Source organism: Streptomyces sp. NPDC053076, assembly GCF_044546845.1.
Classification (GTDB): Bacteria; Actinomycetota; Actinomycetes; order Streptomycetales; family Streptomycetaceae; genus Streptomyces.
Genome location: NZ_JBITZL010000006.1, coordinates 209,159 through 222,733, shown reverse-complemented (window position 1 = coordinate 222,733; position 13,575 = coordinate 209,159). Strand labels below are relative to the sequence as shown.

General features: G+C 66.3%; 15 protein-coding genes. All 15 read right to left on the bottom strand.

The features are described from left to right. Position 1 precedes the first annotated feature (1 nt). Positions 2-823, bottom strand: coding sequence for a 30S ribosomal protein S3 (rpsC, locus tag ACIGYR_RS24965; protein ID WP_003998826.1), 822 nt, complete (start codon positions 821-823; stop codon positions 2-4). Further along, positions 823-1,170 carry a 50S ribosomal protein L22 gene (rplV, locus tag ACIGYR_RS24960; RefSeq protein ID WP_019329637.1) on the bottom strand — a complete coding sequence of 116 codons (348 nt, stop codon included), beginning with the start codon at positions 1,168-1,170 and terminating at the stop codon, positions 823-825. Before rplV ends, rpsC begins: the two co-directional genes overlap by 1 nt. Before the next feature lie 43 nt (positions 1,171-1,213). Continuing rightward, positions 1,214-1,495 (bottom strand): 30S ribosomal protein S19, encoded by a 282-nt coding sequence (rpsS, locus tag ACIGYR_RS24955; RefSeq protein WP_055418366.1) that lies wholly within the window; start codon positions 1,493-1,495, stop codon positions 1,214-1,216. Positions 1,496-1,507: 12 nt separating this feature from the next. Then, positions 1,508-2,344, bottom strand: a complete 837-nt coding sequence (rplB, locus tag ACIGYR_RS24950) for a 50S ribosomal protein L2 (RefSeq protein WP_031167077.1) — start codon at positions 2,342-2,344, stop codon at positions 1,508-1,510. A 40-nt stretch (positions 2,345-2,384) separates the two neighbouring features. Next, entirely contained in the window at positions 2,385-2,804 is a 420-nt protein-coding gene (gene rplW / locus ACIGYR_RS24945; protein ID WP_391839808.1) for a 50S ribosomal protein L23, read from the bottom strand. Then, positions 2,804-3,460: a 50S ribosomal protein L4 gene (rplD, locus tag ACIGYR_RS24940; protein ID WP_399596902.1), complete on the bottom strand. Its 657-nt coding sequence runs from the start codon at positions 3,458-3,460 to the stop codon at positions 2,804-2,806. The genes rplW and rplD overlap by 1 nt, the downstream gene beginning before the upstream one ends. Before the next feature lie 8 nt (positions 3,461-3,468). Further along, positions 3,469-4,113 (bottom strand): 50S ribosomal protein L3, encoded by a 645-nt coding sequence (gene rplC, locus ACIGYR_RS24935; protein ID WP_020135811.1) that lies wholly within the window; start codon positions 4,111-4,113, stop codon positions 3,469-3,471. 17 nt (positions 4,114-4,130) lie between these two features. After that, the gene (gene rpsJ / locus ACIGYR_RS24930) at positions 4,131-4,439 is read right to left on the bottom strand and encodes a 30S ribosomal protein S10 (RefSeq protein WP_003948644.1); all 309 of its coding nucleotides are present in this window, start codon (positions 4,437-4,439) and stop codon (positions 4,131-4,133) included. A gap of 445 nt (positions 4,440-4,884) precedes the next feature. Next, positions 4,885-5,286: a hypothetical protein gene (locus tag ACIGYR_RS24925; RefSeq protein WP_399596900.1), complete on the bottom strand. Its 402-nt coding sequence runs from the start codon at positions 5,284-5,286 to the stop codon at positions 4,885-4,887. Positions 5,287-5,414: 128 nt separating this feature from the next. Then, complete coding sequence (locus ACIGYR_RS24920) at positions 5,415-7,673, bottom strand: hypothetical protein (protein WP_399596898.1); 2,259 nt, start codon at positions 7,671-7,673, stop codon at positions 5,415-5,417. A 45-nt stretch (positions 7,674-7,718) separates the two neighbouring features. Next, positions 7,719-8,156: a hypothetical protein gene (locus ACIGYR_RS24915; protein ID WP_399596895.1), complete on the bottom strand. Its 438-nt coding sequence runs from the start codon at positions 8,154-8,156 to the stop codon at positions 7,719-7,721. A 497-nt stretch (positions 8,157-8,653) separates the two neighbouring features. Continuing rightward, positions 8,654-9,847 carry an elongation factor Tu gene (gene tuf, locus ACIGYR_RS24910; protein WP_030345400.1) on the bottom strand — a complete coding sequence of 398 codons (1,194 nt, stop codon included), beginning with the start codon at positions 9,845-9,847 and terminating at the stop codon, positions 8,654-8,656. A 158-nt stretch (positions 9,848-10,005) separates the two neighbouring features. Continuing rightward, complete coding sequence (gene fusA, locus ACIGYR_RS24905) at positions 10,006-12,132, bottom strand: elongation factor G (protein ID WP_391839800.1); 2,127 nt, start codon at positions 12,130-12,132, stop codon at positions 10,006-10,008. A 39-nt stretch (positions 12,133-12,171) separates the two neighbouring features. After that, on the bottom strand, positions 12,172-12,642 hold the full coding sequence (rpsG, locus tag ACIGYR_RS24900; protein ID WP_003992340.1) for a 30S ribosomal protein S7: 471 nt from the start codon (positions 12,640-12,642) through the stop codon (positions 12,172-12,174). A 2-nt stretch (positions 12,643-12,644) separates the two neighbouring features. After that, positions 12,645-13,016 (bottom strand): 30S ribosomal protein S12, encoded by a 372-nt coding sequence (gene rpsL / locus ACIGYR_RS24895; RefSeq protein WP_003948652.1) that lies wholly within the window; start codon positions 13,014-13,016, stop codon positions 12,645-12,647. Positions 13,017-13,575: the final 559 nt, after the last annotated feature.

Below are 13,575 nucleotides of genomic sequence, written 5' to 3'. Positions count from 1 at the left end.
GTCAGGCCTCCGTTCCGGTGCTCTCAGCCGGAGCGGACGCGGGAGCCTCGGCCTTGGGGGCCTCGGCGCCGGCAGCCTGCTGCGGCTTGCGACCGCGCCGCTCGCCACCACGGCCACCACGGGCCGGGCGGTCGGCACCGCCACGGGCCGGGCGGTTACCCGCACGGGCCGCAGCGTTCTCGGCGCGGACCTCGGCGATGTTCTTCACGTCGCCCTTGTAGATCCAGACCTTCACGCCGATGCGGCCGAAGGTCGTCTTGGCCTCGAAGAAGCCGTAGTCCACGTTCGCACGGAGCGTGTGCAGGGGCACACGGCCCTCGCGGTAGAACTCCGAGCGGGACATCTCGGCGCCGCCGAGGCGGCCACCGCACTGGATCTTGATGCCCTTGGCGCCGGCCTTCATGGCGGACTGCATGCTCTTGCGCATGGCCCGACGGAAGGAGACGCGGGAGGAGAGCTGCTCGGCGACGGCCTGAGCAACCAGCTGAGCGTCGGTCTCGGGGTTCTTGACCTCGAGGATGTTCAGCTGGACCTGCTTGCCCGTGAGCTTCTCGAGGTCACCGCGGATGCGGTCGGCCTCGGCGCCACGGCGGCCGATGACGATGCCCGGACGAGCGGTGTGGATGTCCACACGCACGCGGTCACGGGTGCGCTCGATCTCCACCTTCGAGATACCGGCGCGCTCCATGCCGGACGTCATCATCCGACGGATGGCGACGTCTTCCTTGACGTAGTCCTTGTACAGCTTGTCGGCGTACCAACGCGACTTGAAGTCGGTCGTGACACCGAGCCGGAACCCGTGCGGGTTTACCTTCTGGCCCATTACCGGGTTCCTTCCTTGCTGCTGACGACCACGGTGATGTGGCTGGTCCGCTTGCGGATCCGGTAGGCACGGCCCTGGGCACGCGGACGGAACCGCTTCAGGGTCGGACCCTCGTCGACGTACGCCTCGGAGATGTAGAGGCTGTCGGCGTCGGTGTGGTCGTAGTTGTGCGCGGCGTTGGCGATGGCGCTGTCGAGCACCTTGCCGACCGGCACGGAGGCTGCCTGCGGAGCGAATCGCAGAACAGCCTGGGCCTCCGTGGCGTCCATGCCACGGATGAGGTCCACCACGCGGCGGGCCTTCATGGGCGTGACGCGGATGTACCGCGCCTGGGCCCTGGCTTCCATGGTTGTCCCTTCAGTTACTTACGTGTCTGAATGCGATCCGCTACTAGCGGCGCTTCGACTTCCGGTCATCCTTGACGTGGCCCCGGAAGGTGCGAGTCGGCGAGAACTCGCCGAGCTTGTGGCCGACCATCGACTCGGTGACGAACACCGGGATGTGGGTCTTGCCGTTGTGCACCGCGATCGTGTGACCGAGCATGGCCGGGACGATCATCGAGCGACGGGACCAGGTCTTGATGACGTTCTTAGAGCCCGCTTCGTTCTGCGTGTCCACCTTCTTGATCAGGTGGTCGTCGACGAAGGGTCCCTTCTTCAAGCTACGAGGCATCTCAACCCGTCCTTAGCGCTTCTTGTTCGTCTTGCGGCGGCGGACGATGTACTTGTTCGACGCCTTCTTGGGCGAACGAGTACGGCCTTCCTTCTTGCCCCACGGGGACACAGGGTGGCGACCACCGGAGGTCCGGCCCTCACCACCACCGTGCGGGTGGTCAACCGGGTTCATGACCACACCACGGACGGTCGGGCGAACGCCCAGCCACCGCTTGCGGCCCGCCTTGCCCCAGTTGATGTTGCTCTGCTCGGCGTTGCCGACCTCGCCGATGGTGGCGCGGCAGCGGACGTCGACCAGGCGGATCTCACCGGACGGCATGCGCAGGTGGGCCATCGAGCCCTCCTTCGCGAGCAGCTGCACGGAGGCACCGGCGGAGCGGGCGAACTTGGCACCGCCACCGGGACGGAGCTCGATCGCGTGGATCGTGGTACCGACCGGGATGTTGCGGAGGGCCAGGTTGTTGCCCGGCTTGATGTCGGCCCCGGGACCGTTCTCGACACGGTCACCCTGCTGCAGGTTGCGCGGGGCGAGGATGTAGCGCTTCTCGCCGTCGGCGTAGTGCAGCAGCGCGATGCGCGCGGTGCGGTTGGGGTCGTACTCGATGTGCGCGACCTTCGCCGGCACGCCGTCCTTGTCGTGACGACGGAAGTCGATCACGCGGTAGGCGCGCTTGTGTCCGCCACCCTGGTGGCGAACGGTCACACGACCGGCGTTGTTACGGCCGCCCTTGCTGTGCAGCGGGCGGACCAGCGACTTCTCCGGCGTGGACCGCGTGACCTCGACGAAGTCGGCGACGCTGGCGCCACGACGGCCCGGCGTAGTCGGCTTGTACTTGCGGATTCCCATTTCTCAGTCCTCGTCCGATATCGGACGATCCGGACCGCCCTTAGGCGGTCGGACCGCCGAAGATGTCGATACGGTCGCCCTCGGCGAGGGTCACGATCGCACGCTTGCTGCCGGCACGCTGACCGAAGCCGGTCTTCGTGCGCTTGCGCTTGCCCTGGCGGTTGATCGTGTTGACCCCGGTGACCTTGACGTCGAAGACCGCCTGGACGGCCTGCTTGATCTGGGTCTTGTTGGCGCCCGGGGCGACGACGAACGTGTACTTGTTCTCGTCGAGGAGCGCGTAGCTCTTCTCCGAGACGACCGGCTTGAGCAGCACGTCACGGGGGTCCGTGAAGGACTTGCTCAGCGGGGTCTCGACGGTGTTCTTGCCCTCGGTGGCGTGGCGACGCGCCTTGGCGACGCGCGCGGCCTTGGCGGCCTTGGCAGCCTTCGAGGCAATGCTCGGGTGACGCGTAGCCATCAGGCCTCGCTCCCTTCGGTGTCAGCGGCCTTGGGGCCAGACACGAAGGACTCGAAAGCGGCCTGGGTGAAGACCACGTCGTCCGAGACGAGAACGTCGTACGTGTTCAGCTGGCCCGGCTCCAGGATGTGGACCTGGGGCAGGTTGCGGGCGGACAGCCACGCGGCCTCGTCGGCGCGCTCGACGACCAGGAGCAGGTTCTTGCGCTCGCTGATCTTGCCGAACAGGCTCTTGGCGGCCTTGGTGCTGGGGTTCGCGCCCTCGACCACGCCGGAGACGACGTGGATGCGGTTGTGACGCGCCCGGTCGGTGAGGGCGTGGCGCAGGGCCGCGGCCTTCATCTTCTTCGGGGTGCGCTGCGAGTAGTCACGCGGCACGGGACCGTGCACAACGCCACCACCGGCGAACTGCGGCGCGCGGGTCGAGCCCTGACGGGCGCGGCCGGTGCCCTTCTGGCGGTACGGCTTCTTGCCACCGCCGCGGACTTCGCCACGGGTCTTGGTCTTGTGCGTGCCCTGGCGGGCAGCGGCCAGCTGCGCGACGACGACCTGGTGGATCAGCGGGATGCTGATCTTCTCCACGTCGAAGATCTCCGCGGGGAGCTCGACGGAACCGGCCTTGTCGCCCACCGGCGAAAGGATGTCAACAGTGCTCATCGGTTACCTCAGGCCCCCTTGGCCGCGGTGCGGACCAGGACGAGGCCGCCGTTCGGACCGGGAACCGCGCCCTTGATGAGCAGCAGACCCTTCTCCGCGTCAACGGCGTGGACGGTCAGGTTCTGGGTGGTGACCCGCTCGTTGCCCATACGACCCGCCATGCGGAGGCCCTTGAACACGCGGCCCGGGGTGGCGCAGCCACCGATGGAACCGGGCGAGCGGTGCTTGCGCTGGGTGCCGTGTCCGGCGCCGAGGCCCTTGAAGTTGTGACGCTTCATGACACCGGCGAAGCCCTTGCCCTTGCTCTTGCCGGTCACGTCGACCTTGATGCCGGCCTCGAACACCTCGGCGGTGATCTCCTGGCCGAGGGTGTACTCGCTGGCGTCAGCGGTACGGATCTCGACGAGGTGGCGGCGGGGAGTGACGTCGGCCTTGGCGAAGTGGCCCTTGAGGGGCTTGTTCACCTTGCGCGGGTCGATCTCGCCGAACGCGATCTGGACGGACTCGTAGCCGTCGACGTCGTTCGTGCGGACCTGGGTGACGACGTTGGGGCCGGCCTTGACGACGGTGACCGGAACAACACGGTTGTTCTCGTCCCACACCTGCGTCATGCCGAGCTTCTCGCCCAGGATGCCCTTGATCTGCTTAGCCATTCTCAGATCACCAGCCCTCAGAGCTTGATCTCGATGTCGACACCGGCCGGGAGGTCGAGTCGCATCAGAGAGTCAACGGTCTTGGGGGTCGGGTCGAGAATGTCGATCAGGCGCTTGTGCGTGCGCATCTCGAAGTGCTCGCGCGAGTCCTTGTACTTGTGCGGCGACTTGATGACGCAGTACACGTTCTTCTCAGTGGGCAGCGGCACCGGGCCCGCGACCGACGCACCAGTGCGGGTCACCGTCTCGACGATCTTCTTCGCCGAGGAGTCGATGACCTCGTGGTCGTAGGCCTTGAGCCGGATGCGGATCTTCTGTCCCGCCATGGCTACTCAGTAGTCCTGTCTCTCTTACGCTCTGGAACCCGGCGGATTCCTTCTGCTGCCGTCGATTCTCCGACCCACGCGGTCGGGTGTGTCGCGCTTCCGCTGACACAGATGTCCCTTGTCCGAACATCCCTGCGGAACGCACACGGCCCTTCCGGAAACCGCGGACCGGGGACCTCAGGCCCACCGGGTGCCTGGCCGGTGCCGCACCGCACTTCCCGAAAGATTCCCGTACGTCCGCCCCAGCGCTGCCGTGATGGCAGTTAAGGCGACGAGTACTGTGGGACTCGCTTCCGGCCCTCCCGGCGGGAGGCGCGCAGCATCAACACTCGACCGAGCAACTCCGACAGTCTGCCATATGGGGCAGGCAGACCGCCAATCGAGTCGTAGAGATTACCCCGAGAGTGACGTAGGTCAAACCCGGACGCGTCCGAGTCCGGGGCCCCTAGTTGGTGCAGCCGAACTTCTTGGTCTGCTCGGGAACGAAAACGTCGACGAACCGCTGCAGTTTTCTGTAGCCCTCGGGTGTGTCCTCGACGCGGTCGCCCCAGAAGTCGACCACGAAGGACATGTACCCGGTCCCGGTGTCGCACGCCGCCTCGACCACGGCACGGTCGCTCCCGATCGAGGCGTGCCCCGGAAACGCGACCTTGCGCTGGGCGGCATGCCGGTACGGCGCTCCCACTGTGTCCCAGTCCGTCGGATCCGGTGCCCGGTCCCAGTGCCGTACGGCGACGGACAGGACGTCACGGCCGTCCACGCTGAGGTCGCACTGGGCGCCGCGCCGGGACGCGAAGGGCGTGTACTTCTGTTCGAGGCTGTCGCCGTCCGGAACAAGGGCCGACAAGGCCGACGAGTCAGCGGGGACATGGCAGAAGTCGGCGGGAATGCCCGGCCGCGCCGTACCGCAACCGGCCACAAGCGCCACAGAGGCCCCGCAGAGGAGCAACGGCACAGTCGACCTGATTTTCCCCGTCAATGTATTCCCGCCATCCCACGGAACTGGCTGCCACCGTCGTTGGCCCAGCCTTCGATCTGCTTGTACACCCCGTCGTCGGCCGAATACCCCGGGTGGCCGGCCGCCCAGTCGGAGTTGACCGCGTGCCACTGATCGGCGATGGAGTTGAGCTGGTTCCGGCGCAGATAGTAGGTCTGCTGACTGTCGCTGGTCAGTTTGTCGGCCTGGTGCTGCTGCTCATCCATGACCCAGGCGCTGGTGAGCACGTCCGCTCCGCGCTGGGCCATATCGCCGTACACCGGTATGAAGTTCAGCGCACCACCCAGGGCGTGATAGCTCCACGCCTTGTCCCAGGTGTAGTCGTGCTGATCGCCCTTGAGCGCGGCGTACCGGGCGTCCTCCATGAATCCGACGGCGTATCCGGCCGAACTGAGGGTGTCCTCCGGCCGTCGCGAGCTGTCGTGGATGTCATCCATGATGGCGTAGTTCATACCTTCGTGGAGCAGGCCGTAGGAGTGCTGACTCCGGGAGATCTGCTTGGTCATCTCCATGACCTGCTTCTGGTCCAGCGTGGGGCCGACGTCAGGATGGCGCTTGCCGCTCGCGTCGCTCATCGCCACGTAGGTCTCGTGACCGTGGTTGGTCATGACCTTCGCCATGGTGTCGCGCAGCGAGGACGGCATGTCGTCCCCCTGTCCGGACAGGACGTCCAGCGCGTGCACGAAGACCCGATCGTTCGCCTCCGTGTGCGTCGTCGGTCCCACCGGGCGTGACCCCTGCGGGTCGATCCCGGTGGCCGCGGCGGTCAGGGCGTCACCCAGTCCTCTCCGCTCGTCCGTGTCCTGCGTATCGGCGCCGACACCCTCGACCTTGCCCACATCGGTCGAGGTGTTGACGATGTTCCAGTCACGGCTGCCGTCGCCGTGACCGAGCAGGTAGTCGAAACGTTCCTTCCCCGCAGCCGTGCCGGGATCGAGGTAGCCGGCAGCCCCTTCCGGGGTACGGGACATGACTTCGAGGGCCCCGTCGACGGGATCGTTCGCGAACCAGCCGTCGCCGTCATCCTTGCTGAACGTGCCATAGAGGTCCCAGACGTTCGGGTCCTTCTTCTCCATGGCGATCATGTCGTCGGTGACGTCCGCGACGAACTGCGGGCAGTAGCCGTGCCCCTGCCGCATGAGTGTGGCCAGACTCTGGTACCCGCGGATCTCCTGGCCGTGCCCGCGGCCGACGGCTATCTTGCCGGCCGCCGCTTCGAGGGCGTACTTGTCGTCGCCGTGCTCACGCAAGTCCGCCCGCCACTTGTCGTAGAACCTCGCGTCGTCGGTCTTCGTCCACGCCTGGAACGCCTCGTTGTAGGCGGCGGTCCCGAAGCGCAGGTGTCTGCCCTCGGAGTCCTTGAAATCGGGCACCCGGGTAGCGACCGCCAGAGAGTCCGCAAGGCCGCCGTTGATCTCCAGGTAGCTGCTCTTGTTCTTGGTGTCGGCGAAGTACGCCAGGTCATCGAGCCTGTTCGCGAGCTTGAGAGTGCCGTCCGGACCCAGCCCGTTCAGGAAGGTCTGGTTGAACGCCTTGTCACCCTTGTTGTCCCGCAAGGCGCGCTGCAGTTCGGCCAGGTCCGCGGCGGAGACCTTGGCGCCGTCAGCGACCCGCCGGGCGATGTCGTCCGCCCCCTGGGCCTCGTACGTCTCGATGTCGCCCTGTGCCTTGCCGTTGAACCCGTCGAGCGTCCCGTCGTTGATGTCGGAGTCGACGACGACGGCCTTGAAGGCGGCCTCGGTGCCCTTGTCGGCGTCGTCGACGTTCCTCACGCACTGATCGATCTGAGCCTGCCAGGAGGCGACGGCCTTCCGGACTCTGCTGCCGTAGTCGGTGTCCGTCTCCAACAACTGACGGTCCCGCGCACTGAGTTTGTCGGGATCGAGCGAGACCACGCCTTGGTCCGACACCTTCATGTCCGAGGCGATCGCGTGGTCGCGTTCCCCCTCCAGCGCCTTGCGCAGATCCACGAACTGCGCGTGTGCGTCCCGCAGTAGCGAGGCGATCGCCTTCGCCTCCGTCTGGGCGTCCTGGTATTCCTTGATCCTGTTACCGAAGCGCATGTTGGCGACCTGCTGACTCTGCCCCGCCCACGCCGGACTCAGCGTGATTCCGTGCACGTCACGCCGGTACGCGGTCTCCTGCTTGTGGAGTTCCGCCGCCATGCCGTCCCAGCGTTCGGCGGCCGTGGTGAGTGCGGTCAGGTCGGTCGTCAGGATCTCGTGGTAGGTCGGCATGGGGTCCCCGTCGAGTGTGGTGGTGCGAGCGGCTTCGCCTGTCCGTCAGTGGGTGGGGGGCGTCGAGTACGTGTCGAACACCGACACCTTGCGCATCCCCGCGCGCACTCCGAAGTCGGTCCCGGCCATCACGGTGTTGTCGGCCCGGAGAGCTGCCTCGTCCTGCGACAGCCGGTTCAGGAAACCCTGGACCTGTCGTTCCCAGGTCTTGTGCGCCTTGCTCACGGCACCGGATACGAGCCAGCCGTGCCCGTCCTTGGCGTCGAACGCCTTCAGCACGGCGCCCGTCTCCTCGTCCGCCCAGCCCCCCGCGGTCTTCGTGCCCGGCCAGATGTCCTTGTGGAGGGTGTCCGCCGCGTCCTTCTTCGCTGCGGGTGAGGACGCGAGATCCGGCTGTCCACCCGCCGGCCCGCCCCCGCCCGGGCCGTCCGGCACATGGTTCAACCGCATGCCCATGGCGGACTCGCCGCCGCTTCCTGCCACGATGCCTACCCCCGTCTGCGACTCTGGCGTGCTCGCGTCACGCTAACAAACCACCGTCGGCGGTAAGGGCGTTGAGCTGCGACTTTGTCGCTTCCTTTACGACGATCTAGGCATCCCGTGAGGCGTACGTGACGAAGTCGGTCGAGGCGGCCGGGGCGACGGTGAGGCGGGGCCGTCCGCGTTCTTGCCCTGGCGCCCATCAAGGATCCGGGGCCGCCGCGGGTTCGAGACCGGGCGCCCCGTCCTCGTGGAAGCTCTCGCCGGCCGCTGGGGTGTCACCATCGCCATGGAGCCCCTGGCCCCCGCCCAGCCGCCCTCCTGGCCCACCTCCTGACGAAGCAGCTGCCGCCTTCACTCCCCTTCCGGGCCACGGCCGCCCCTGAGCGCGCCCGGCACCGCCTCCCGAAACGCCGAAGAGGCCCGTACGACCGAAGTCGTACGGGCCTCTCGTAGGTCGGAGACCTCAGGTCAGGCAGTGACCCTCAAGCAAGCGGAACTTACTTGTTGATCTTGGTGACCTGGCCGGCGCCCACCGTGCGACCACCCTCACGGATGGCGAACTTCAGGCCCTCTTCCATGGCGACGGGCTGGATGAGCTCCACCGTCATCTCGGTGTTGTCACCCGGCATGACCATCTCGGTGCCCTCGGGGAGGGTCACGACGCCGGTCACGTCCGTCGTACGGAAGTAGAACTGCGGCCGGTAGTTGTTGAAGAACGGCGTGTGACGGCCGCCCTCGTCCTTGGACAGGATGTAGGCCTGGGCCTCGAACGAGGTGTGCGGGGTGACCGAGCCCGGCTTGATGATGACCTGGCCGCGCTCGACGTCCTCGCGCTTGATGCCGCGGAGCAGCAGACCGACGTTCTCACCGGCCTGGCCCTCGTCGAGCAGCTTGCGGAACATCTCGATACCGGTGACCGTGGTGGTGGTCTTCTCGGTCTTGATGCCGATGATGTCCACGGTCTCGTTGACCTTCAGGACACCACGCTCGATACGGCCGGTGACGACCGTACCGCGACCGGTGATCGTGAAGACGTCCTCGATGGGCATGAGGAACGGCTTGTCGACGTCGCGCTCCGGCTGCGGGATCGACTCGTCGACGGCCTTCATCAGGTTGAGGACCGAGTCCACCCACTCCTGCTCGCCCTCGAGGGCCTTGAGCGCGGAGACCTTGACGACCGGAACGTCGTCGCCGGGGAACTCGTACTCGGAGAGGAGCTCACGGACCTCGAGCTCGACGAGCTCCAGGATCTCCTCGTCGTCCACCATGTCGGCCTTGTTCAGGGCGACGACGATGTACGGAACGCCGACCTGACGGGCCAGGAGCACGTGCTCCTTGGTCTGCGGCATCGGGCCGTCGGTGGCGGCGACCACCAGGATCGCGCCGTCCATCTGCGCGGCACCGGTGATCATGTTCTTGATGTAGTCCGCGTGACCAGGGCAGTCGACGTGGGCGTAGTGACGCGCCTCGGTCTGGTACTCGACGTGCGCGATGGAGATGGTGATACCGCGCTGGCGCTCCTCGGGCGCCTTGTCGATGTTGTCGAACGGGGTGGCCTCGTTCAGGTCCGGGTACGCGTCGTGCAGCACCTTGGTAATGGCGGCCGTGAGGGTCGTCTTACCGTGGTCGATGTGACCGATGGTGCCGATGTTGACGTGCGGCTTAGTCCGCTCGAACTTCGCCTTCGCCACTGGGGTCCTCCTGTGGAGTGGTTCTGTACGCCTTACTTCATCGGCGCCAGGTGATCTTTGCTGTAAAGGCCCGGAACCCGGGGGCAGCCCGTCCGCGTTTGCGGGGGAATGCCCCTGGAGGCTCCGGAGTCAAGCCTACGGCGTGTTAACGCGGTGCGTTACTCGCCCTTGGCCTTCGCGATGATCTCCTCGGCGACGTTCCGCGGAACCTCGGCGTAGGAGTCGAACTGCATCGAGTAGCTTGCGCGACCCGACGTCTTGCTGCGGAGGTCGCCGACGTAGCCGAACATCTCCGACAGGGGCACGAGGCCCTTCACGACGCGGGCACCAGCCCGCTCCTCCATGGCCTGGATCTGGCCACGGCGGGAGTTGATGTCGCCGATGACGTCACCCATGTAGTCCTCGGGCGTGGTGACCTCAACGGCCATCATCGGCTCGAGCAGCACGGGCGAAGCCTTGCGCGCGGCCTCCTTGAAGGCCTGCGAGCCGGCGATCTTGAAGGCGAGCTCGGAGGAGTCGACCTCGTGGTAGGCACCGTCGAGCAGGGTGACGCGCACGCCGGTCATCTCGTAACCGGCGAGGATGCCGAACTGCATGGCCTCCTGCGCACCGGCGTCGACCGAAGGGATGTACTCCTTCGGGATACGACCACCGGTCACCTTGTTCACGAACTCGTACGACGCGTCGCCGCCCTCGATGGGCTCGATCGCGATCTGCACCTTCGCGAACTGACCGGTACCACCGGTCTGCTTCTTGTGCGTGTAGTCCACGCGCTCGACGGCCTTGCGGATCGTCTCACGGTAGGCGACCTGCGGCTTGCCGACGTTCGCCTCGACCTTGAACTCACGGCGCATGCGGTCGACCAGCACCTCGAGGTGCAGCTCGCCCATACCACCGATGATGGTCTGGCCGGTCTCCTCGTTGGTGTGAACCTGGAAGGAGGGGTCCTCCTCCGCGAGACGCTGGATGGCGACACCCAGCTTCTCCTGGTCACCCTTGGACTTGGGCTCGATGGCGACCTGGATGACCGGCGCCGGGAAGTCCATGGACTCCAGGATGACCGGCTTCTTGTCGTCGCTCAGCGTCTCACCGGTGGTGGTCTGCTTGAGGCCCATCACGGCGACGATGTCGCCGGCGCCCACCGAGTCGATCTCCTCACGCTTGTTCGCGTGCATGCGGTAGATCTTGCCGATGCGCTCCTTCTTGCCCTTGACGGAGTTCAGCACCGAAGAGCCGGACTCCAGGCGGCCCGAGTACACCCGGACGAAGGTGAGCTTGCCGAGGTGCGGGTCGCTCATGATCTTGAACGCCAGCGCCGAGAGGGGCTCCTCGTCGGACGGCTTGCGCTTGACGACGACCTCGGGGTCCTTGACGTCGTGGCCCTCGATGGCCTCGATGTCAACGGGGGAAGGCAGGTAGCGCACGACCGCGTCGAGCAGGGGCTGAACGCCCTTGTTCTTGAACGCGGTGCCACAGAACACCGGGGTCACGGTGGTGCCGGTGCCCTTGCCGGACGCGATGGTGATACGACGGATCGCGGCGTACAGCTGCTCCACGGAAGGCTCCTCGCCCTCCAGGTACAGCTCCATGATCTCTTCGTCGTTCTCGGCCACGGCCTCGAGCAGCTTGCCGCGGTACTCCTCGGCAGCCTCGGTGTGCGTGTCCGGGATGTCGACGATGTCGTACATCTCGCCCTTGGTGGCCTCGGCGGACCAGACCAGGGCCTTCATCGTCACGAGGTCGATGACGCCCTTGAAGTCGGCCTCGGCACCGATCGGCAGCTGCATCACGATCGGCTGAGCGCCCAGGCGGTCAGAGATCATGTCGACGCAGCGGTGGAACTCGGCACCGGTGCGGTCGAGCTTGTTGACGAAGCAGATACGCGGGACGCCGTAGCGGTCCGCCTGACGCCACACCGTCTCGGACTGGGGCTCAACGCCGGCGACGCCGTCGAACACCGTCACGGCACCGTCGAGCACACGCAGGGAGCGCTCCACCTCGACGGTGAAGTCGACGTGCCCCGGGGTGTCGATGATGTTGATGGTGTGGTCGACGTCTTCCAGCGGCCAGTGACAGGTGGTGGCAGCAGAGGTGATCGTGATGCCACGCTCCTGCTCCTGCTCCATCCAGTCCATGGTGGCAGCGCCGTCGTGGACCTCACCGATCTTGTACGACACACCGGTGTAGAACAGGATCCGCTCGGTGGTGGTCGTCTTGCCCGCGTCGATGTGGGCCATGATCCCGATGTTGCGGACCTTGGCCAGGTCAAGTGAAGTGGTAGCCATAAGGCTTCAGTCTTCTCTCGGTCTCGATGTGGGTAGCGACTACCAGCGGTAGTGCGCGAAGGCCTTGTTGGACTCGGCCATCTTGTGCGTGTCCTCGCGCTTCTTCACAGCGGCACCCAGGCCGTTGGAGGCGTCGAGAAGCTCGTTGAGCAGACGCTCGGTCATGGTCTTCTCGCGACGGGCGCGGGAGTAACCGACCAGCCAGCGCAGCGCGAGCGTGTTGGCACGACCGGGCTTGACCTCGATCGGAACCTGGTACGTCGCACCACCGACACGGCGGGACTTGACCTCGAGGGTCGGCTTGATGTTCTCCAGCGCGCGCTTCAGCGTGATGATCGGGTCGTTGCCCGTCTTCTCACGCAGACCCTCCATGGCGCCGTAGACGATGCGCTCGGCGGTGGAGCGCTTGCCGTTCAGCAGCACCTTGTTGATGAGCGACGTCACCAGAGGAGAACCGTAGACCGGGTCGATGATGACCGGGCGCTTCGGGGCGGGGCCCTTACGAGGCATTCTTACTTCTCCTTCTTGGCGCCGTAGCGGGAACGGGCCTGCTTGCGGTTCTTGACACCCTGGGTGTCGAGGGAGCCACGGATGATCTTGTAGCGAACACCCGGCAGGTCCTTCACACGGCCGCCGCGCACGAGCACGATGGAGTGCTCCTGCAGGTTGTGTCCCTCACCCGGAATGTAAGCGGTGACCTCGATCCCGCTGGTCAGACGCACACGCGCGACCTTACGCAGGGCCGAGTTCGGCTTCTTCGGGGTGGTCGTGAACACACGCGTGCAGACGCCACGACGCTGAGGGGAACCCTCAAGTGCGGGCGTCTTGTTCTTTTCGACCTTGTCCTGCCGGCCCTTACGGACCAGCTGCTGGATCGTAGGCACTACTTCTCCGGTTTCTGTGTGCCGATAGGTACAGCTAACCTGAAACATCGCCGACCCACGCGGTCGGGTGTGTCGAATCCGCCAGACTCCCGCCGCAAGGCGGAAAGGACGCGAATTACGGTGGCCAGTCGCGGCTCGCCGTGCGGTTCACAGGCACGCACAGGAGCCAGGGCACACCCCAGGCACAAGGTCTGAGCGTACCTACCTCATACGCTGCGGTCAAAACAAATGGGGCTCGGGGGCTCCCTCCAGCGAAACATGTCAAGTCCCCGCTCGCTAGGTGATCTTCGAATACCCCGTCCGCGCACATCGGCGGCCACCACACCGCCCCCACCGCCGCCCGGCGACGACAGCCCCTGAACGCCACCGGAGAGCGTCAGCGTCACTCCACAGGCCCAACCCCCCAGAGGCCGGTACGGCAAGCCCCTGTGACCGCGCCAGGCCCCTCGTACGGCAGCCCCTGTGACCGCGCCAGGCCCCGCCTCCGTGCCCCGTGCGGGGGCGGCCCCTGTGACCGTGCCAGGCGGGCCGGCGCGAGCGCACGGCGAAGCGCCGGACA

Excerpts from the sequence above, each read along its gene's own strand:
- rpsC (WP_003998826.1), bottom strand. The coding sequence starts at position 823 with ATGGGCCAGAAGGTAAACCCGCACGGGTTCCGGCTCGGTGTCACGACC.
- rplV (WP_019329637.1), bottom strand. The coding sequence starts at position 1,170 with ATGGAAGCCAGGGCCCAGGCGCGGTACATCCGCGTCACGCCCATGAAG.
- rpsS (WP_055418366.1), bottom strand. The coding sequence starts at position 1,495 with ATGCCTCGTAGCTTGAAGAAGGGACCCTTCGTCGACGACCACCTGATC.
- rplB (WP_031167077.1), bottom strand. The coding sequence starts at position 2,344 with ATGGGAATCCGCAAGTACAAGCCGACTACGCCGGGCCGTCGTGGCGCC.
- rplW (WP_391839808.1), bottom strand. The coding sequence starts at position 2,804 with ATGGCTACGCGTCACCCGAGCATTGCCTCGAAGGCTGCCAAGGCCGCC.
- rplD (WP_399596902.1), bottom strand. The coding sequence starts at position 3,460 with ATGAGCACTGTTGACATCCTTTCGCCGGTGGGCGACAAGGCCGGTTCC.
- rplC (WP_020135811.1), bottom strand. The coding sequence starts at position 4,113 with ATGGCTAAGCAGATCAAGGGCATCCTGGGCGAGAAGCTCGGCATGACG.
- rpsJ (WP_003948644.1), bottom strand. The coding sequence starts at position 4,439 with ATGGCGGGACAGAAGATCCGCATCCGGCTCAAGGCCTACGACCACGAG.
- ACIGYR_RS24920 (WP_399596898.1), bottom strand. The coding sequence starts at position 7,673 with ATGCCGACCTACCACGAGATCCTGACGACCGACCTGACCGCACTCACC.
- fusA (WP_391839800.1), bottom strand. The coding sequence starts at position 12,132 with ATGGCTACCACTTCACTTGACCTGGCCAAGGTCCGCAACATCGGGATC.
- rpsG (WP_003992340.1), bottom strand. The coding sequence starts at position 12,642 with ATGCCTCGTAAGGGCCCCGCCCCGAAGCGCCCGGTCATCATCGACCCG.